Source organism: Micromonospora sp. GCM10011542, assembly GCF_042650685.1.
Classification (GTDB): Bacteria; Actinomycetota; Actinomycetes; order Mycobacteriales; family Micromonosporaceae; genus Micromonospora.
In genome coordinates this window covers 1-19,170 of the sequence record NZ_JBHSBO010000050.1, presented here as the reverse complement: position 1 = coordinate 19,170, position 19,170 = coordinate 1, and the positions used below count along the sequence as shown (strand labels likewise).

General features: G+C 73.3%; 19 protein-coding genes. 7 read left to right on the top strand and 12 right to left on the bottom strand.

Going from position 1 to position 19,170, the window contains the following annotated elements; all coding sequences use genetic code 11:
* Nucleotides 1–11: 11 nt before the first annotated feature.
* From ACFOW4_RS18420 to ACFOW4_RS18380, 9 genes are all read right to left on the bottom strand, one after another.
* Nucleotides 12–626, bottom strand: a complete 615-nt coding sequence (locus ACFOW4_RS18420; RefSeq protein WP_377529300.1) for an FMN reductase — start codon at nucleotides 624–626, stop codon at nucleotides 12–14.
* A complete protein-coding gene (locus ACFOW4_RS18415; RefSeq protein WP_377529299.1) occupies nucleotides 623–1,720 on the bottom strand; it encodes a CE1758 family FMN-dependent luciferase-like monooxygenase in 1,098 nt (365 codons plus the stop codon). The genes ACFOW4_RS18420 and ACFOW4_RS18415 overlap by 4 nt, the downstream gene beginning before the upstream one ends.
* A gap of 105 nt (nucleotides 1,721–1,825) precedes the next feature.
* Nucleotides 1,826–2,317 (bottom strand): DUF1772 domain-containing protein, encoded by a 492-nt coding sequence (locus ACFOW4_RS18410; protein ID WP_377529297.1) that lies wholly within the window; start codon nucleotides 2,315–2,317, stop codon nucleotides 1,826–1,828.
* 72 nt (nucleotides 2,318–2,389) lie between these two features.
* Nucleotides 2,390–4,204, bottom strand: coding sequence for an IucA/IucC family protein (locus tag ACFOW4_RS18405; protein ID WP_377529724.1), 1,815 nt, complete (start codon nucleotides 4,202–4,204; stop codon nucleotides 2,390–2,392).
* 59 nt (nucleotides 4,205–4,263) lie between these two features.
* Nucleotides 4,264–4,857 carry a GNAT family N-acetyltransferase gene (locus tag ACFOW4_RS18400; RefSeq protein WP_377529295.1) on the bottom strand — a complete coding sequence of 198 codons (594 nt, stop codon included), beginning with the start codon at nucleotides 4,855–4,857 and terminating at the stop codon, nucleotides 4,264–4,266.
* Nucleotides 4,854–6,143, bottom strand: a complete 1,290-nt coding sequence (locus ACFOW4_RS18395; protein ID WP_377529293.1) for a lysine N(6)-hydroxylase/L-ornithine N(5)-oxygenase family protein — start codon at nucleotides 6,141–6,143, stop codon at nucleotides 4,854–4,856. The genes ACFOW4_RS18400 and ACFOW4_RS18395 overlap by 4 nt, the downstream gene beginning before the upstream one ends.
* Nucleotides 6,144–6,178: 35 nt before the next feature.
* Nucleotides 6,179–7,717, bottom strand: coding sequence for a pyridoxal phosphate-dependent decarboxylase family protein (locus ACFOW4_RS18390; RefSeq protein WP_377529291.1), 1,539 nt, complete (start codon nucleotides 7,715–7,717; stop codon nucleotides 6,179–6,181).
* 100 nt (nucleotides 7,718–7,817) lie between these two features.
* Nucleotides 7,818–8,675, bottom strand: a complete 858-nt coding sequence (locus ACFOW4_RS18385) for a siderophore-interacting protein (RefSeq protein ID WP_377529289.1) — start codon at nucleotides 8,673–8,675, stop codon at nucleotides 7,818–7,820.
* Nucleotides 8,676–8,679: 4 nt separating this feature from the next.
* Nucleotides 8,680–9,711, bottom strand: a complete 1,032-nt coding sequence (locus ACFOW4_RS18380) for an ABC transporter substrate-binding protein (protein WP_377529288.1) — start codon at nucleotides 9,709–9,711, stop codon at nucleotides 8,680–8,682.
* A 119-nt stretch (nucleotides 9,712–9,830) separates the two neighbouring features.
* Here ACFOW4_RS18380 and ACFOW4_RS18375 point away from each other — a divergent pair, with 119 nt between their 5' ends.
* Genes ACFOW4_RS18375 through ACFOW4_RS18355 form a run of 5 tightly spaced genes read left to right on the top strand, consistent with a single transcriptional unit; the run spans nucleotide 9,831 to nucleotide 15,399 of the window.
* The gene (locus ACFOW4_RS18375; RefSeq protein ID WP_377529723.1) at nucleotides 9,831–10,910 is read left to right on the top strand and encodes a FecCD family ABC transporter permease; all 1,080 of its coding nucleotides are present in this window, start codon (nucleotides 9,831–9,833) and stop codon (nucleotides 10,908–10,910) included.
* Entirely contained in the window at nucleotides 10,907–11,935 is a 1,029-nt protein-coding gene (locus ACFOW4_RS18370; RefSeq protein ID WP_377529285.1) for a FecCD family ABC transporter permease, read from the top strand. The genes ACFOW4_RS18375 and ACFOW4_RS18370 overlap by 4 nt, the downstream gene beginning before the upstream one ends.
* 29 nt (nucleotides 11,936–11,964) lie before the next feature.
* The gene (locus ACFOW4_RS18365) at nucleotides 11,965–12,780 is read left to right on the top strand and encodes an ABC transporter ATP-binding protein (protein WP_377529284.1); all 816 of its coding nucleotides are present in this window, start codon (nucleotides 11,965–11,967) and stop codon (nucleotides 12,778–12,780) included.
* Nucleotides 12,777–14,819: a penicillin acylase family protein gene (locus tag ACFOW4_RS18360; RefSeq protein ID WP_377529281.1), complete on the top strand. Its 2,043-nt coding sequence runs from the start codon at nucleotides 12,777–12,779 to the stop codon at nucleotides 14,817–14,819. Before ACFOW4_RS18365 ends, ACFOW4_RS18360 begins: the two co-directional genes overlap by 4 nt.
* Nucleotides 14,809–15,399, top strand: coding sequence for a GNAT family N-acetyltransferase (locus ACFOW4_RS18355; RefSeq protein WP_377529280.1), 591 nt, complete (start codon nucleotides 14,809–14,811; stop codon nucleotides 15,397–15,399). Before ACFOW4_RS18360 ends, ACFOW4_RS18355 begins: the two co-directional genes overlap by 11 nt.
* A gap of 3 nt (nucleotides 15,400–15,402) precedes the next feature.
* On the opposite strand, the gene ACFOW4_RS18350 is transcribed toward ACFOW4_RS18355, so the two are convergent.
* From ACFOW4_RS18350 to ACFOW4_RS18340, 3 genes are all read right to left on the bottom strand, one after another.
* Entirely contained in the window at nucleotides 15,403–16,245 is an 843-nt protein-coding gene (locus ACFOW4_RS18350) for a metallophosphoesterase family protein (RefSeq protein WP_377529277.1), read from the bottom strand.
* Between the two features lie 128 nt (nucleotides 16,246–16,373).
* Nucleotides 16,374–16,871: a DivIVA domain-containing protein gene (locus tag ACFOW4_RS18345; RefSeq protein ID WP_377529276.1), complete on the bottom strand. Its 498-nt coding sequence runs from the start codon at nucleotides 16,869–16,871 to the stop codon at nucleotides 16,374–16,376.
* A 109-nt stretch (nucleotides 16,872–16,980) separates the two neighbouring features.
* A complete protein-coding gene (locus ACFOW4_RS18340) occupies nucleotides 16,981–17,385 on the bottom strand; it encodes a hypothetical protein (RefSeq protein WP_377529275.1) in 405 nt (134 codons plus the stop codon).
* A gap of 230 nt (nucleotides 17,386–17,615) precedes the next feature.
* On the opposite strand from ACFOW4_RS18340, the gene ACFOW4_RS18335 reads away from it, so the two are divergent.
* Both ACFOW4_RS18335 and ACFOW4_RS18330 read left to right on the top strand, forming a co-directional pair.
* A complete protein-coding gene (locus tag ACFOW4_RS18335; protein WP_377529273.1) occupies nucleotides 17,616–18,227 on the top strand; it encodes a TetR/AcrR family transcriptional regulator in 612 nt (203 codons plus the stop codon).
* Between the two features lie 12 nt (nucleotides 18,228–18,239).
* The gene (locus ACFOW4_RS18330; protein ID WP_377529271.1) at nucleotides 18,240–19,109 is read left to right on the top strand and encodes a phytanoyl-CoA dioxygenase family protein; all 870 of its coding nucleotides are present in this window, start codon (nucleotides 18,240–18,242) and stop codon (nucleotides 19,107–19,109) included.
* Nucleotides 19,110–19,170 lie beyond the last annotated feature (61 nt).

The window sequence follows — 19,170 nt, the reverse complement described above, 5'->3', positions numbered from 1 at the left end:
CTGGGCCCTCGTCACGCGCCGCCGAGCAGCCGCTCGAACGGCGTCGGGTCGTCGTACGGGTCGGCGGGAGCGGGTGGGTCCCGCCGGTCCACCTCGCGGGCCAGTTCACCGGCCGCCCGGTCTATCCGGTGCGGCAGCGAACCCTGGGCGGCGTCGCCGACCCCCCAGTCCTCGGGTGCCGCGAACACACCGGTGGGCACGACGACCGCGTGCAGGTAGCTGAACAGCGGCCGCAACGCGTGCTCCAGCACCAGGGAATGCCGCCCCGTCCCGCCGGTGGCGGCGACCAGCACCGGCTTGTCGACCAGCGCGGTGTCGTCGAGGGCGTCGACGAACATCTTGAACATCCCGTTGTACGACGCGGAGAACGTCGGCGTGACCGCGACCAGCGCGTCGGCACGGCGGACGGTGTCCTGCACCCGCTCGAGCTCCTCCGACGGGTACCCGGCCAGCAGGTTGTTGACCAGGTCGTGCGCGTGGTCGCGTACCTCGATCAGCTCGATGTCGACCTCGGCGCCGAGGCGCTCCAGCTCGCGGCGGACCGCGTCGGCCAGCCGGTCGGCGAGCATCCGCGTGGACGACGGCAGCCGCAGGCCGGCCGACACCACGGCGACGGTGCGCTTCATCGCGTCCCCTCCCCCGCACCGCCCTGAGCCGCGGCCCTCAGCGAGGCGTGGGTCGGCGCGTCCGGGACGTGAGCGGGGCGACCCACCGCGAACTCCTTGCGCAGCACCTGCACGACCTCGCCCAGCATCTCGATCTGCTCCAGCACGGTCTTTCGAGGCACTCCGATCCCGTCGACGTTGAAGAGTTGACGCTGGTAGTCGCCGCCGGCGTACTCCCGGAAGGCCAGGGTCCGGTCGATCACCTGCTGCGGGCTGCCGACCAGGAGCGCCGTCTGCCGCATCGTCTGCTCCAGGGACGGCCCGTGCCCATAGGCCGCCGAGTTGTCGAAGTACGGGTGGAACTCCCGCACCGCGTCCTGCGAGTTGCGCCGCATGAACACCTGCGCGCCCAGGCCCACGATCGCCTGGTCCGCCGGGCCGTGCCCGTAGTGCTCGAACCGCCGGCGGTAGAGCCCGACCATCCGCTGGACGTGCTCCTTGGGCCACAGGAGGTTGTTGTGCAGGAACCCGTCGCCGTAGTACGCGGCCTGCTCGGCGATCTCCGTGCTACGGATCGAGCCGTGCCACACGAACGGCGGCACGCCGTCCAGCGGACGCGGGGTCGCGGTGAACGACTGCAACGGGGTACGGAACCTGCCCTCCCAGTCGACCACGTCCTCGCGCCAGAGCCGGCGCAGCAGGTCGTAGTTCTCGATCGCGAGCGGGATGGCGCTGCGGATGTCCTTGCCGAACCAGGGGTAGACCGGGCCGGTGTTGCCGCGCCCCATGATCAGGTCGACGCGGCCGTCGGCCAGGTGCTGGAGCGTGGCGTAGTCCTCGGCGATCTTCACCGGGTCGTTGGTGGTGATCAGCGTGGTCGAGGTGGACAGAATGATCTTCTCGGTCCGGGCCGCGACGTACCCGAGGATGGTGGTGGGCGACGAGGGGATGAACGGCGGGTTGTGGTGCTCGCCGATGGCGAAGACGTCCAGCCCGACCTCCTCCGCCAGCTTCGCGTACTCCGTGACGGCCTTGATCCGCTCGTGCTCGGACGGCATCCGCCCGCTCACCGGGTCGCGCGCCAAGTCCCCCACGCCGAAGATCCCGAACTGCATCTGAACTCGCCTACCTCGCTCGTACCGGTCGTACCTGACGCTTGTCAGCAACCGGGGGCCGGCGAGGCAAATTCCTTGACTGGTCAAGGATTATGGTGACGGGGGTCACCGTGCCAGGGCGCAGGCGAGCAGTCCGAACGCGCCGGTCGAGGCGGCGGCCCGGACCACGTTCCACCGCACCCAGGTCGCCTCGAACCGCTCGCGCAGTGCCGCGAGGTCGGCGACCCGGTCGGCGTCACCGGCCCGGGCCAGCACGTCGTTGAGCGGGACGTTCACGGCGGCGGTGACGCCGAGCACCACCAGGTACAGCGCCAGCGCCCCGACGATCCACGGCAGCGCGGCGCGGTGCCCGGCGCCCAGGTGCAGTGCCGCCGTGAGCAGGGTGAACACCAGCGCGCCGCCGAAGCAGACGGCGAACCACCCGTTGAGGATCGACTCGTTGATCCGCTGCATGGCGACCACCAGTGTCCGGTCGTCGGCCCGGCCCAGACCCGGCATGACCGCGTAGCCGAACGCGGCGAACAACCCGGCGGTCAGGCCGGTGGTCAGGGTGGCGGCGAGCAGGCTGACGGTACGCAGGAATCCCATGTCGTCCATTGCACCGTCGATCGAGCGCCCGGGCCATGCCCGGGAGCGTCAACGGCATACGCGATCGTCTCGCGGTGGGGGTCACCGGGTGGGCGCGTACCGGGCCAGTGGGTTGGTCAGGGTGCCGACGAACTGGAGGGCGGCCGACGGGTCGGCCAGGTCGATCATCTGCTGGTTGTCGCGCAGTTGGAGGCGGTTGAGGCAGGACAGCGCGAACTTGGGGGCGAACAGGTCGTGGCGGCGGGTCCGCTCGGCCAGGTGCGGCACCCGGTCCAGGTAGTCGGCGGCGCAGGCCGCGACGGTCCGCCAGAAGGCGTCCTCGTCCAGCACGCCGGCCTCGACCAGCACCGCGTTGAGGTGGCGCAGGAAGCAGTCCACCACGTCGGTGAACACGCACAGCAGCCTGGTGTCCTCGGGCACCTCGACGCGGATGCGCTCGACCGCGGGCGGCAGTGGCACCTCGGCGTTCATCACCGCGATCTCCTCGGCGATGTCCTTGAAGATCACCCGCTCCACGGTGTCCTGCTCGTCGAGGACCAGGATGACGTTCTCGCCGTGCGGCATGAAGGCCAGGTCGTGCGCGTAGAAGCTGTGCAGCAGCGGGGTCAGGTAGGCGTCCAGGTAGCGGCGCAGCCACACCTCGGGCGCCAGCCCGGACCGGGCGATCAGCGCCGCCGCCAGCGACCCGCCGTCGAAATCCACGTGCAGCAGCGCGGCCATGGTGGTCAGTCGCCGCCCCGGTGCGAGGCCGGGTACGGGGCTCTCCCGCCACAGCGCGGCCAGCATCTTGCGGTACGGGGAGGTGCGGTCGGTGGCTGCCTCGTACTGGCGGTGCCGGTATCCGACGGCGGCCCGTTCCCGGAGCACGGTCAACCCGGTGCCCGCGAGCACCTCGTCGCCGGCGATGAGGTCGGCCAGCCAGTCGTTGATCGCCGGGGTGGCCGCCATGTACGCGGCCGACAGCCCCCGCATGAAGCCCATGTTCAGCACCGACAGGGCGGTCTTGACGTAGTGCCGGGTCGGCTCGGTGACGTTGAAGAACGTGCGGATGGACTGCTGGGCCAGGTGGGCGTCCGTGCCCGGGCCGAGGTACACGAGGCGGCGCTCGGCCAGCTCACCGGCGAAGGTCACGGCGAGCTTGTGGCACCACTGCCACGGGTGCACCGGGATCAGGTGGTGGTCGGCGAGATCCAGCCCGAGGTCGGCCATCGTGGCCGCGAACCGGGCGCGGGTGCCCGGGTCCAGCTCACCGCGGATGAGGGTGTCGTAGTCGAGGTCGGCGGCGCTGCTGAACGTGGAGTGGTCGCGGTGGGCGGCCACCCACTCCAGCCGGACCGGCGCGGCCGCCTCCGGGGCATGGCGGTGATACTCGTCGACGCCGAAGCCGAGCCGGCCGTTGTTGGCCACGAAGCAGGGATGTCCCTCGGTCATCGTGGTCTCGATGGTCTGGAAGTCCGCCCCGGCCAGTTCGGCGGCGGAGACCGGCGGCCGGGCGAGCTTGTACGCCGTACCGGCCAGGGTCGAGGTGATCTCCTCCAGGTAGACCGGGAGCACCCGCGCGGAGAGGCCGAGGGTGTCGCGCAGCTCGAGGATCAGGTCCACCGCGTCGGGCGGCAGCGGCACGCCGTCGCGTTGGCGGGTGATGCTGTCCGCGTCGATCTGCCAGTGCGCGAGCGCGAGCAGCCGGGCGGCGAACCGGTAGGTCACCGCGCCGTCGTCGCTGCGGACCTCGTACCACTGCCCGTCGTCGCCGTCGCCGGGCACGGGATCGGGCGCGATCAGTCGTTCGTGGGCGAACTCGGCGAGCGCCTTGCGGACCAGCAGCCGGTTGGCGCGGGCCCAGCGCTGCGGGGTGAGGTGCCCGACCGGGTCGACGGCGGCCGGCGGCGCGGGCACGGCGGGCGCGGACGGTACGGCGCTCGGCGATACGGCGGCGGTCGGTACGGCGGTGGCGGTCACGCCGGTGCTCCTTCATGGTCGGTGGCGGCGCGGAGGTCGGTGGCGGCGGCGAACCGCGCGCGGGTGCAGACGCTGAGCAGCGCATCCTTCTCCGGCTTGGCGACGGTGCCGACGACGACGAAGCCGACGGCGTCGTTCAACGCGTGCACGGCGGTGTTGCGCACGTCCGGCTCCACGACCACCCGGCGGGTCGCGGGGTCGGCGAAGAGCCACTCCAGGACCGTGGTCAGCACCGCGCGGGTGAAGCCGTGCACGGGGGCGTCGGTGGGCGCGCAGAGGAAGTGCATCCCCACGTCGCCGGGCCGGGCGTCGTACAGCCCGACCAGCTCGACCCGCGCCGGGTCGTAGCGCTCGGCGAGGAAGGCGGGCCGGCCGCGCCACAGGCCCAGGTACGCGTCGTGGTGCGGGTGGGCGCCGATGCGCCGGTACTCCTCGGCCACCCGCGCCGGGTCGGCGTCCTGCATCAGCCAGAACGCCGCCTTCGGATGGGTCACCCACGCATGCAGCAGCGCGGCGTCGCCGTCCGGGTCGAGGGTACGCAGCGCGAACTCGCCGAGCCGGTCGTCGGTGCGGGTGTACAGGACGGTCACGACACCACCCCGGCGGGGGCGCCGAACTCCTGGAAGGTGATGCTCTTCTCGATCGGGTAGTGCTCGCGGCCGAGCAGCTCGCTGATGATCCAGGAGTTGCGGTACGCGCCCATGCCCAGGTCGGGTGAGGTGATGCTGTGCGTGTGGGTGCCGGCGTTCTGCAGGAAGATGCCCCGGCCGGTGTGGTCGATGCTGTAGTTGCGGGCCACGTCGAAGCGGCCGTGCGAGTCCCAGCGGATCCGGTCGCGCACCGGCTCCAGGAACGCGGGCGGCCGGTAGTGGTACCCGGTGGCCAGGACCAACCCTTCGGTACGCAGGGTGAAGTCGCGGTCCTGCTCCACCTGCCGCAACCTGAGGGTGTACGCCCCCTCGTGGTAGCTGGCGCCGGTCAGTTCGGTGTTGGTGAGCAGCCGCGTGGCGACCGGGCCGTCGACGCTGCGCGCGTAGAGCAGGTCGAAGATCTCGTTGATCAGGTCGGCGTTGATCCCCTTGAACAGGCCCTTCTGCTCGGACTCCAGCCGGTAGCGGGTCGCCTCCGGCAGCGCGTGGAAGTAGTCCACGTAGTCCGGTGAGGTCAGCTCCAGGGTGAGCTTGGTGTATTCGAGGGGGAAGAACCGGGGCGAGCGGGTGACCCAGTTGAGCTGGTAGCCGTACCGGTCGGAGTCGGCCAGCAGGTCGTGGTAGATCTCGGCGGCGCTCTGCCCGCTGCCCACCACCGTGATGCTGCGCCTGGCGCGTAGCGCGTCCCGATGCTCCAGGTAGCGCGAGGTGTGCACCGCGTCGCCGGGCAGCCCGGCGACGGCGGCCGGCAGGTGCGGCGGCGTGCCGGTACCGAGGACCAGGTGCCGGGCGCGGTATTCGACGCTCTCCCCCGCGCCGGTGTCGGCCCGCACCACGTACCGCTGGTCGGCGGGGCCGTACTCGACGGTGGTGACCGTCTGGCCGAAGCGCAGGTTCGGCAGCTTCGCCGCCGCCCAGCGGCAGTAGGCGTCGTACTCGCTGCGCAGCGGGTAGAAGCTCTCCCGGATGTAGAACGGGTACAGCCGGCCGGTCTCCTTGAGGTAGTTGAGGAAGGAGTACGGCGAGGTGGGATCGGCGAGGCTGACCAGGTCGGCGATGAACGGCGTCTGCAACCGGGCCGACTCCAGCAGCATGCCGGGATGCCAGGCCAGGCTCGGCCGGGCCTCCAGGAACACCCCGTCCAGCTCGGTGAGCGGCGCGGTGAGGCAGGCCAGGCCCAGGTTGTACGGGCCCAGCCCAATGGCGACGAAGTCGTGGGCGGACAAGCGACCCTCCGGGCGCGGGTTCGGGCTCACCGGCGTCAGCCGACGGAGCAGGTCAGGTCGGCGGTGGTGCGCTCGTGCACGTACCGGCCGGCGTGGGTGGCGATCAGGTCCAGCACGTGAGCGACGTCGTCGAGCGTGGTCGCCGGGTTGAGCAGGGTGAACTTGAGGAAGTGCCGGCCGTCCACCCGGGTGCCGGCGACCAGAGCGGCGCCGGAGGCGGCCAGCGCCTCCCGCGCGTGCAGGTTGGCCGCGTCGGCGAACTCGCGGCCGGGGCCGGTGGGCAGGTAGCGGAAGACCACGGTGCTCAGCGCCGAGCGGGTCACCACCTCGAAGCGAGGGTCCGCGCTGACCAGCCGCCACGCGTCGGCGGCCCGGTCGAGCACCTCGTCGAAGAGCCCGCCGAGCGCGTCCGGGCCGAGCACGCGCAGGGTCAGCCAGAGCTTGAGCGCGTCGAAGCGGCGGGTGGTCTGCAGGCTCTTGTCCACCTGGTTGGGGATGCGCTGCTGCGCCATCCGCGCCGGGTTGAGGTAGTCGGCGTGGTAGGTGGCGTGCCGCAGCACCCGCCGGTCGCGGACCAGCAGTGCGCTGGAGCTGACCGGCTGGAAGAACGACTTGTGGTAGTCGACGGTGACCGAGTCGGCGCCCTCGATGCCGTCGAGCAGGTGCCGCCGGGTCGGCGAGACCAGCAACCCGCAGCCGTAGGCGGCGTCCACGTGCAGCCAGACGCCGGCCGCCGCGCACACCCTGGCCAGGTCGGCGAGGGGGTCGATGGAGCCGAAGTCGGTGGTGCCGGCGGTGGCGACGACGGCCATCACCACCTGCCCGGCCCGCCGGCAGCGGTCGATCTCCGCGCGGACGGCGGCGGGCCGGATCCGCCGCTGCGCGTCGGTCGGCACGGCGATCACCGCGTCCGGTGCCAGGCCGAGCAGCTTGGCCGACTTCTGCACGCTGAAGTGCCCGGCCGTGGAGGTGAGCACCCGCAGCCGGGGCAGCAGGTCGGCCCGCGCCGCCGGGTCGGTCGCGGCGGCGCACGCCTCCTCCCGGGCGAGCAGCAGCGCGTGCAGGTTGGACTGGCTGCCGCCGCTGGTGAACACGCCGTCGGCGGCCGGGCCGAGGCCGACCCGCGCGGCGGTCCAGTCGATCAGCCGCCGCTCGATCAGGGTCGCCCCGGCGCTCTGGTCCCAGGTGTCCAGCGAGGAGTTGACGGCCGTGAGCACCGCCTCGCCGAGCAACGCCGGAATGGCCACCGGGCAGTTGAGATGGGCCAGGTAGCGGGGGTGGTGGAACCACACGGCGTCGCGCAGGTAGACGTCCTCCAGCTCGTCCAGGGCGGCCCCCGCGTCGCCCAGCGGCCGGTCCAGGTCGACGCGGTCGACGCGCGGGGCCAGCTGGGCCGGGGTGATCCCGGTGCCGGGCCGGTCCGCGGCGGCCACCCGGCCGGCGACCCGGTCCACGCCCTCGGCGAGCGCCCGCCGGTACTGCTCGACCGAGCCGCCGTGCAGCAGGTGGGCGTGCGCGGTGGCCGGCGCCGGCGGCGGGTCGGTGGTCTCGACGGGGTACGTCGGCACGGTCACGGGATGTCCTCCAGGGTCTCGGGCGATGGGCAGCCGGAACCCTCCCCCGGCGCCGTCGCGCGCCGGGGGTTCCGGGTGATGCTGCGGGATGGGTCCGCCGTCAGGCGGTGGCGTCGGCCAGCGCCTCGGCGCGCAGGTCCTCCTCGGAGACCCCGCGCCGCCAGTAGCCGCCGAAAGTCACCCGTCGACGGTCGATGCCGCGCTCGCCGACCAGGTGCCGCCGCAGCGCGCGCACCGCGCCGGCCTCGCCGGCGATCCAGGCGTACGGGGTGGCGGCGGGCAGCCGGGCGGCGCGGACCGCGTCGACCAGCAGGTCGCTGCCGGGCGACGTGCTGCCGCGCACGATCCAGCTGATCTCCGCGTCCGCGGCGGTGGGCAGCTCGGTGATGTCGGCGGCGTCCGGCACCTCGATCCAGGCACGGACCCGGGTGCCGGCGGGCAGCCAGGCCAGGATGCCGGCGGCGGCGGGCAGCGCGGTCTCGTCGGCGGCCAGCAGCACCAGGTCGGTGCCGTCCGGTGGGCGGAAGCAGACGCTGCGGTTGTCGTGCACGGCCGGGCCGAGCAGCAGCACCCGGTCCCCCGGCGTCGCCCGGCCCGCCCAGCGCGAGGCGGGGCCGGTGTCGCCGTGGGCCACGAAGTCGATGTCGACCTCGGCGGCGGCGGGGCGCTGCTGCCGGATGGTGTACGAGCGCATGACGGCGCGGACGTCGGCCGGCAGGACGCGCCACGCGCCGAACCAGTCCTCGCCCAGCTCGATCGGGACCACCGGGGTGTCCTGTCCGGGGTGCGGCAGGAACAGCGAGACGCTCTGGTCCCGGCCGCCGCCGGCGAAGTCGGCCAGCTCCGCGCCGCCGAGGGTGACCCGGATCAGCGACGCGCCGATCCGGCGGGCCCGCACGACGTGCGCGGCGTAGAAGCGGTACTGCAGAGCGACGGGTTCGGCGGTGCTCGTGGTCATGGCGTCAGCTGACCTTCTTCGCGTTCCGGATGGCGGTCGCGAGGTTCTCCAGCAGCGGAGCCGCGCCGGCGTACGAGAAGCGGGGCACCGCGTCCCACGGGGTCACCTGGTTGGCCTTGACCGCCGGCAGTTGCTGCCAGGTGGGCTTGGCGGTGAGGTCCTTGGGCTGCAACGCGGTGCCGCGGTTGTCCAGCAGGAGCAGATCGGCCGGGAACTTGCCGGTGTTCTCCCAGCTCAGTGCCTCGAAGTAGTCGCCGGCCTCGAGCTTGGTGGGCACCACGATGTCCACGCCCAGCTCGGCGAAGTACATCAGGTCGGTGCTGACCTTCGGGTTGGAGACATAGAACAGGTCGGGGCTGCCGGAGCAGGCCATCACCTTGATGCCCGGGTTGGCCTTGACGGCCTGCCGGACCGCCTCGGCGGCGGCGTCGAAGCGGGCCCTGGCGTCGGTGACCTTCTTCGCGGACAGGTCCGCGCCGAGCGACTCGGCCAGGGCGGCGTACCGCTCGATCGGCTTGGTCATCGGCACCCGCGCGGTGGTGATCGCCACGCTGGGCGCCAGCGGCAGGATCTTGTCCTTGCTCTCGTCCGGCACGTACCAGAGCGCACCCGGGTCGTACATGTGGGTGACCAGGAGGTCGGGGCGCAGCGCCGCGTACTTCTCAAGGCTGAACTCGCCCCAGGTATTGCCGAGGATCTGCACCGCCTCGACGTTTAGGTCACCGGCCTGCGGTTCGGCCGTGCCGTCGGCCCGCCTGGTCTCGCCGAACACGCCGACGAGCTGCTTGTCGAGACCGAAATCGACCAGAGCTGCCGCCACTCCGGTGAAGGCGACCACGCGACTCGGCCGCGCCGCCGCGTCGACCTTCTGGTTGCGGTCGTCCGTGAACGACCAGGGCACACTTTCCTTTCTGGTTACGGGCTTTGCGGCGTCGTCCTGGCCGCAGGCGGCCAGCAGGGTGGCCAGCGTGGCGGCGCTACCGGCGGCGAAAAGGCCGCGGCGCGAGAGTCGGCGGGCGGACAGGGCATCGGGCATGGTGTCGTCTTTCGATCAAGGGAAGGTCGGGGCGACCCGGACAGCGCGGTTAGGTTAGCCTAACCTCGCTCGTCGTTGTCAACAGCCGTTCGCCGTGTCGCCACACCCCGGAGCCCACACTGGACGCCACACCCTCGGTCACCCACCCGGCACCCCGCGTGCCGGCCGGGTCGCCGGCACCGCCCTCCGTACCGCCGCCGGCCCGGCGCGCCCGACACGCGGCCCGCGCCGCCGGCCTGCTCGGCGCCGTGGCGCTGCTCGGCGTGATCCTGCTGCTGAGCATCGCCGTCGGCGCGAAGCACCTGCCGCTCGCCGACGTCTGGTCCGGGCTGCTGCACCGCGACGCCGCCGAGTACGCGGTGGTGCACCGGATGCGCCTGCCCCGCACCCTGCTGGGGCTGCTCGCCGGGGCGGCGCTCGGTGTGGCCGGGGCGGTGATGCAGGCGCTGACCCGCAACCCCCTCGCTGACCCGGGGCTGCTCGGCATCAACGCCGGCGCGTCGGCCGCTGTCGCCACCGCCGCCGCCTTCCTCGGCGTCACCGCCGTCGGCGGGTACGTGTGGTTCGCCCTGCTCGGCGCGGCGGCGGTCACCGCGCTGGTCTACGCCGTCGGCGGCGGGCGCGGCGCCACCCCGGCCCGGCTGGCGCTGGCCGGCGCGGCGCTCAACGCCACCCTCTACTCGTACGTGAGCGCGGTGATGCTGCTGGACACCGCGTCGCTGGAACGGCTGCGATTCTGGACGGTCGGTTCGCTGGCCAGCGCGGACGCCGCGACGGTGCGTCGCGTCCTGCCGTTTCTCCTGCTCGGCCTGCTGGTCGCGCTCGGTGTCGCCCGCCCGCTCAACGCCCTCGCGCTCGGCGACAACGCCGCCCGGGCGCTGGGCGCGCGGCCCGCGCTGATCCGGGCCGCCGTCATCGTGGCGGTCACCCTGCTCTGCGGCGCGGCCACCGCGGCCTGCGGCCCGATCGTCTTCGTCGGGCTGCTCGTGCCGCACCTGGTCCGCGCCCTGACCGGCCCGGACCTGCGCTGGTTGCTGCCGTACTGCGCGGTGCTGGCGCCGGTGCTGCTGCTCGGCGCGGACGTGCTGGGCCGGGTGCTGGGCCGCCCGGGGGAACTTCAGGTCGGCATGGTCACCGCCGTGCTCGGCGGCCCGCTCTTCCTGTGGCTGGTCGCCCGTGGACGGGTGGCCCACCCATGACCGTGTTGCGTACCCCCGGTGGGCTGTCGCTGCGGTTCCGGCCCCGCGCGCTGGCGGTCGGCGCCGGCGCCACGCTGCTCGCCGCCGGCCTGGGCCTGCTCGCCGTGGCCGGCGGCGACTACCCGATGACCCCCGCCGACGTGCTGCGCACGCTCACCGGCGGCGGCACCCCGGCCGAGGAGTTCATCGTGGGCGAGCTACGACTGCCCCGGTTGGTCACCGCGCTGCTGGTCGGCGCCGCCCTGGCGCTCGCCGGCGCGGTGTTCCAGTCGCTGGTCCGCAACCCGCTGGGCAGCCCGGACGTGCTCGGCTTCACCCAGGGTGCGTCGACCGGCGCGCTGGTGGTGGTCGTGCTCGGCGGCGGCAGCCTGGCGCTGGCCGGCGCGGCGGTCGCCAGTGGGCTCGCCACCGGCCTGCTGATCTACGCGATCGCCTGGCGTCGCGGGGTGCACGGCTACCGGCTGATCCTGGTCGGCATCGGCGTCTCGGCGATTCTCACCGGCGTCAACGGCTACCTGCTGACCCGCGCGCCGTTGATGGACGCGGCCCGCGCGGTGCTCTGGCTCACCGGCAGCCTGGACGGGCGCGGCTGGGTCAACGCCGTACCGCTGCTCGTCGTCACCGGCGTGCTCGCACCGGTCGTGCTGGCCGGCTGCGGTCCGGCGCTGCGGATGATCGAGATGGGCGACGACACGGCCGCCGCCCTCGGCGTGCCGGTGCGCGGGCTGCGCCTGGTGCTGCTCGCTGCGGCGGTGCTGCTGGTCTCGTTCGCCGCGGCGGCCGCCGGGCCGGTGTCCTTCGTCGCGCTGGTCGCGCCCCACGTGGCCAGGCGGCTGACCCGGGCGCCCGGCCCGAATCTGGTGCCGTCGATGGCGGTCGGCGCGGCGCTGCTGGTCGGCGCCGACCTGCTGGCCCAGCGCGCGTTCGCCGGGCACCAGCTCCCGGTGGGCGTGGTAACCGGTGTGATCGGCGGCGGTTACCTGGTCTGGCTGCTGGCCGTGCAACGCCGGGCGGGCCGGCTGTGAGCGTCTCTGAAGCGATCGAAGGAGCATGCATGACGTCCCGGCTCGGCGGCACCGCGCTGACCCTCGCCTACGACCGGCGCACCATCGTCGAGAACCTGACCGTCGCGGTGCCGGACCGGTCGTTCACGGTGGTGATCGGCCCGAACGCCTGCGGCAAGTCCACACTGCTGCGCGCGCTGGCCCGGATGCTGCGCCCCAGCGCCGGGGCGGTGCTGCTGGACGGGCGCGACATCCACGACCTGCCCGCCCGCAGGGTGGCCCGCACCCTCGGCCTGCTACCGCAGTCGTCGATCGCGCCGGACGGCATCACCGTCGCCGAGTTGGTGGCCCGGGGCCGCTACCCGCACCAGGGGCTGCTGCGGCAGTGGTCGCGCGAGGACGAACGGGTGATCGACGAGTCGATGGCCGCCACCGGGGTCGCCGACCTGGCCGACCGACCGGTGGACGAACTCTCCGGCGGCCAGCGGCAGCGGGTGTGGATCGCCATGGCGCTGGCCCAGCAGACGCCGCTGCTGCTGCTGGACGAGCCGACCACGTACCTGGACATCGCCCACCAGATCGAGATCCTGGACCTCTGCGCCCGACTGCACGAGGAGCAGGGCCGCACCCTGGTCGCGGTGCTGCACGACCTGAACCACGCCGCCCGCTACGCCACCCACCTGATCGCCATGCGCGACGGGCGGGTGGTGGCCGCCGGCGAACCGGGTGAGGTGGTCACCGCCGACCTGGTGGCCGAGGTGTTCGGGCTGCCCTGCCGGGTGATCGACGACCCGGAGACGGGGACCCCGCTGGTGATCCCCGCCGCGCGCCGCCGGACCGGCGTGCCCGCGCCGGAGCCGGCGTGACCGCCCGGCGCTTCCGGGACGACCGGGGCGTGCCGCACGTACGCGCCGACGACCCGCTCGCCCTCGCGGCGGCGCAGGGGCGGGTGACCGCGTACGACCGGGCCTGGCAGCTCGAGGTGGAGCGGCACCGCGCCGAGGGCACCAGCGCGGCCTTCCTCGGCGCGGACGCGCTCGGCTGGGACCGGTTCGCCCGACAGGTCCGGCTGGCGGACACCGCACGCCGCTGCCACGCCGCGCTGGACCCGGCGACCGCCGCCTGGGTGGACGCCTACGTGGCCGGGGTGAACGCCGGCCTCGCCGCCGGCGCGGCCCGCGCGCCGGAGTTCGCCGCCGTCGGGCTGGCCCCCGGGCGGTGGTTGCCCTGGACGCCGCTGGCGGTCTGGCTGAGCCACCACATCCTCTTCGCCGGTTTCCCCACCAAGCTCTGGCGCGAGCACGTCGCGCAGCGGCTCGGCCCGGCGGCGGTCGACCTGTTCGCCACCGACGGCCCGTCGGTGGCCGGCAGCAACGGATGGTTGCTCGCCGCCGACCGCACCGGCACCGGGGCCGCGCTGCTCGCCGGTGACCCGCACCGGTTCATCGAGGTTCCGGGCGTCTACCAGCAGATCCGGCTGGCCTGTCCGGAGTACGACGTGGTGGGGCTCGCGGTGCCCGGCGTGCCGGGGCTCCCCCACTTCGCGCACGCCGGGGCGGTGGCCTGGGCGATCACCAACGCGATGGCCGACTACCAGGACGTGTACGCCGAGCGGCTGCGCCGGCGCGGCAGCACCGTGGAGGCGCTCGGCCCGGACGGCTGGCGGCCCGCGCACGCCCACGTGGAGACAGTCGAGGTGGCCGGGGCGGACCCGGTCGACGTCGAGGTGGTGGAGACCGACCGGGGTCCGGTGATCGCCGGCGGGCCGGACCAGGGCAGCGCGATGAGCCTGCGCTGTCCGCCCCGGGTACGGGCGGAACTCGGTTTCGCGGCGCTGCCCGAGCTGCTGCGCGCCCGGACGGTGGCCGATGTGGACCGGGCGCTGCGGCACTGGGTCGAGCCGGTCAACGTGGTGCAGGCGGCAGACATCGCCGGTGGGCTGCTGCACCGGGTCGCCGGCGCGGTGCCGGTCCGGCACGCCGACAACCGGCTGCGGGTCGTGCCGGCCTGGCGGGCCGAGCACGCGTGGCGCGGCTGGCACGCGCCGCTGCCCCGGGCCGAGGTGGCCGGCCGGGCGGTGATGGCCAACGAGCGGGGCTTGGCGGCGCCGCTCGGCGTCGAGTTCGCCCCGCCGCACCGGGCGCGGCGGATCGCCGAGCTGCTCGACGCCCGCCGGGACTGGACCGCCGACGAGCTGGCGGTGGTGCACACCGACACGTACCTGGGCTCGGCCGAACCGCTGCTGGCGGTGCTGGCCGGGCTGACCGGCCTCGGCCCGGACGCCGCCGCGCTGCGCGACCGGCTGCTGCGCTGGGACCGGCGGATGGACGCCGACAGCACCGACGCGGCCGACTTCGCCACCCTCCGCGCAGCCGTGGTGCGCCGCCTGGCCGCCGACCCGGCATTGGCCGCGCTGGCCGATCCGCCGGCGTACCCGGAGGTGTTCGCGCCGTGGCTGGCGCTGACCCCACGGGTTGGCTACGCCCTCGAGCACCTGCTCGGCACCGACCGGCTGCCCGGCCTCGACGTGGCCACGGTGGTCCGCGCGGCGGTCGAGGAGGTCGCCGGCCGGCCGAGGGTGCGCTGGGGTGACCTGCACCGGTTGGTGCCGTGGCGGGCGCTGCCCGGTCCGGACGCCGGCCCCCGGCTCGCCGGCGACCACGACTGCGTGCTGGCCACCTCCAGCGTGCCCGGCGTCACCTACCGCTGCGCCCGCGGGCCGGCGGCCCGCTTCGTCTGGGACCTCGCCCGCCGAGAGGACAGCCGGTGGGTCGTCCCACTGGGCGCCTGCGGCGTGCCCGACGACCCGCACCACCACGACCAGGCGTCCGCCTGGCTGGCCGGCGACCTGCTGCCGGTGACCACCGACTGGGACAAGCTCACCGAGGAGCGAGATGAGCACTGACGCGACACCCGCCGCCCGATACCGGCGCGGCAGCACCGGATTCGGCGTGGTCACCATCCGGCCGGTACGACCGGACGACGACGCGGACCTGCTGCACGCCTGGGTCACGCAGGAGCGGGCCCGGTTCTGGGGAATGCGGGACGCGACCCGGGACCGGGTGCGGGAGATCTACGCGTACCTGGACTCGCTGGACACCCACCACGCGTACCTGGTGCACCGCGACGGGGCGCCGGTGGCGCTGGTGCAGACGTACCAGCCCGAGGCCGACCCGGTCGGCGAGTGCTACGACGTACGCCCCGGCGACGTGGGCGTCCACCTGCTGGTTGGGCCCCCGACGACGGCCGAGCACGGCTTCACCGGCAACCTGCTCGGCGCGATCCTGGACTTCGTGTTCGCCGACCCCGAGCGGCTGCGGGTAGTGGTGGAACCCGACGCCCGCAACGAGCGGGCCGTCGCGCGGCTGCTGCGCACCGGCTTCCAGCCCGGCCCGCTGATCGACCTGCCGCACAAGCGCGCCCGGCTGCTCTTCCTCGACCGCTGCGCGGACGTCCTCCAGTCGCCTCCGCCGCCGCAGCCGTAGCCGTCATCCGCTGCATCGCCGGCCCGGAAGCACCACGCGCGGCGCGTACCCGGTGCCGCGCGGCCCCCATTCGCGTGGGTAACCGAGCGAGACCTCCTCGAACCGGACCCCGTCGTACCAGGTGGTCCGCGGGATGTGCAGGTGGCCGTAGACCACGGCGGCCGCCCGGAACCGCACATGCCAGTCGGCGGTGGCCTCGGTACCGCACCACTGGGCGAACTCCGGATGCCGCAGCACCCGGGTCGGCTCCCGTACCAGAGGGAAGTGGTTGACCAGCACCGTGGGCAGGTCCGGATCGCAGTCGGCCAGCCGCCGCTCGGTGAGCGCGACCCGGGCCGCGCACCAGGCGTCCCGGCCGGGGTACGGGTCGGGGTGCAGCAGCACCTCGTCGGTGCAGACGATCCCGGCGTCGTACGCCCGACGCAGCGACTCCTCGGTGGTCCGGGTGCCGGGGGCCCGGAACGTGTAGTCGTAGAGCAGGAACAGCGGCGCCACCAGCGCCGGACCACCCGGGCCCGTCCACACCGGATACGCGTCCTCCGGGGTGAGCACGCCCAACTCCCGGCACATCCGGACCAGCTCCGCGTACCGCGCCGCGCCGCGCAGCGCGACCGGGTCGTCGGGCACGGTCCACAGCTCGTGGTTGCCCGGAGCCCAGACCACCGTGGCGAACCGCTCGCGCAGCCGGCCCAGGGTGGCCGCCACGTCGGCGAACCGCTCCGCCACGTCACCGGCGACGATCAGCCAGTCCTCGTCGTACTCCGGCCGCAGGCCGTCGACGACGGCCCGGTTCTCGGCGTACGCCACGTGCAGGTCGCTCACCGCGAGCAGCCGACCCCCGGTCATCGGGCCGACCGCCCGCGGCTGGCCCGATCCGGCCCGGTGCCTCGGCGTGCCCCGCCGCCGTGGGGATCGATCACATCGACGATCCTCGCACAGCCGGCGGCGCGCACCGCCCGACGGCTCCGCCTGCGTCAGGCGTGCGGGCTGGGGCCTTCGTCCGCTGACGGCGCCCGGGTGGGCGGTATCGGAGACGGATCCGGGCGGATGCCGGTCGCCTGTCCGTGCGCCCGGTTCAGGATGGCCTCCGCCTCCCGCCGGGCGGCGGTCACGATCCGCTCGGCTTCCAGCCGAGCCGCGGCGCGGTGGTCGTCGGCCTGTTCCTCGGCGAGTTCGATGATCTGTTCGACCCGGGTGCCCAGGCCGCTGAGGGTTGGCCGCTGCTGGTTTCCCCGTCGTCGTTCCGTCACGACCGCGGTCGTCGCGTCGCCGGCCACCCCGGTCTCCTCGCCGCCGCCGACCGGGCGGTCCTCGACGAGATCGCGTTCCGTCGTACCGACCAGGGAGAGCGCGACGCCGAGCCCGGCGATCGCGGCACCGGACCAGACCGCAGCCGACCCGAGCGATGGCCCGACGGCGGCGCCGACGCCGAGCCCGAAGAGGATCGCTGCGGTCCTGGTCGGCTTGCGCACGGGTCCTCCTCGGGTGGTAGGGGCGTGGGGCTTCCGAATGCCGATCCTGCCGGAGAGAGCGCTTCGCGATTCCGTTCACAGGCGGCGTCGCTGTTGTGTCACCCGGTCGTCAGAGGCTAGCCGGTCGCCGGCCCTGGTGTGCGACGTCGAGGGCCACGACAACGATCATCAGCAACGCGGACGGGAACAGCGCCGGGCCGATACCGAGACCGAGCAGGAGCGCCCATCCGGTCATGGCGAGCGCGCCGATGACGTCGGCGGCGAGACGGCCGATCCCGATCTGGTCGGCAGCGACCGGCAGGGCAGCGACGACGACCGGCACGCCGAGGAGATACCACGCCGCCGCGCCGCTGTCGGCGACGGTGTACGGTGTGAGCACTCCGGCCACGAGCACGGTGATGACCAGCGCGGCTCGGCGCAGCCAGCGGGTGGCGGACGGGGGCCGGCGCACGGCGACGGCGACGACCGTCAGGGCCGCGGCGGTCAGTGCGGCGAGTGCGGTCAGGTTCGACATGGGTTCCTCAGCTCGATGTGGACGATCGTGGGCCGAGCACCGCACGGGCCGTCATGATCGGCGCTCCGGCAGGCGTCCGCAGTTCGACACCTCGGGTGGACCATTGCTGCCCGTCCATGTCTCACACACTAAGTTGAGTTCAACTTATTCTCAACGCCCCTGGTTTCGCACATCCGCCGCTCGCCCCGCCCCGCCTTGACGTTGAGTTGAACTCAACTTACCTTTGCGTTGTGACGACACCGAAGATGCCACGGGGCGCCGCAGCGCGAGAGAAGCTACTGCGAGCTGCGGCCGACGAGCTCGGCGAGACCGGGCAGATGGAGGTGGCCGCAGTCGCGCGTCGGGCCGGCGTGAGCGCTGGCCTGCCGTACCGGTACTTCGGCACCCGAAGCGGCCTGCTGATCGCGCTCCTCGACGCCTTCTACGAGCGCCTGGCGAACGCCGCCGCGCTGCGCACGTATGAAGCCCCGACCTGGGTGGATCGCGAGCAGCAGCGGATCCGCGACTGGGTGACGGCGCTGTACGCCGACCCGCTGGCGCCGGTGGTGCTGAACGGCCTGGCGGGCGACGCGGAGGTCGCCGCCGCCAACACCCGCCACCTGCACCTGCTGATCGAAGTCGGCGCACGCAACATCGCCCACGCGCAGCGCACCGGCGAACTGCCCGCCGACCGCGACCCGGAGTTCCTGGCCGCGGCCACGCTCGGCGGAATCAACACCATGCTTTCCGTCGCGCTCACCCGCGAATCCCGGCCAGCCGTCGACGACATGATCGCCGAGCTGTGGACCGTCGTGCGCGGTGCGGTGGGCCTGACGACCACCAGCCTTGACGAGAAGAAGTAGGAGGACCTGGTCATGTCGTCGAAGGCCGATACCGCTCCGGCGCACACGGTCGCGGAACTTCAGGATCTGACGCGCGATCTGGCTCGGCGGCATAGGGCCACGGGCAGCGCCGGCACCGCCGTGGACCCCGCCGTCGTGGACACCGACATCGCCCACCTCGAACGCGACGGCTACGTCCTCCTGCCGAACCTGATCAGCCCCGAGGAGTGCGAACAGATCCGGCAGGCCGTGACGCCGTTCCTGGACCAGACCGGCCGCAACGCCTTCGAGGGCGAACGCACCCAGCGCGTCTACAGCGTGCTCAACAAGACCCGTGCCTGCGACCAACTCGTCGACCATCCACGGGTCCTGGCCCTCCTGGACCGGCTGTTCCTGCCCAACTACCTGCTCTCGCAGCTACAGGTCATCAACATCAACCCGGGTGAGGCCGCGCAGCTTCTGCACCCGGACGACGCGGTGTACCCGGTTCCCCGGCCACGAGCACCCTTGGGAGCAGCGACGGTGTGGGCCATCGACGCCTTCACCGACGACAACGGCGCCACCGTGGTCCTGCCTGGCAGCCACCGCTGGGACGACGACCGCCGGCCGGGCGACGACGACATTCAGCACAGAGTCGTGATGCCGCCTGGCTCGTGCGTGTTCTTCGTCGGAACACTGTGGCACGGCGGTGGCGCCAACCGGTCCGCGCGGGCCCGCCTCGCCGTCACCGCACAGTACTGCGAACCCTGGTTGCGCACCCAGGAGGCGTTCTCCCTGGCCACTGACCGGGACACGGTCCGTGCGGTGTCGGAGGACATCCGCCGGATGATGGGCTACAGCATCCACCCGCCGTTCCTCGGCATGGTCGACGGTATGCACCCCAAACGCCTCCTCACCGTCTGAGAGAGTGTTGGGTAACTGGAGGGCTACTTCTGGTTGAGTTCGTCGTCGAGGCGTCGGGCTG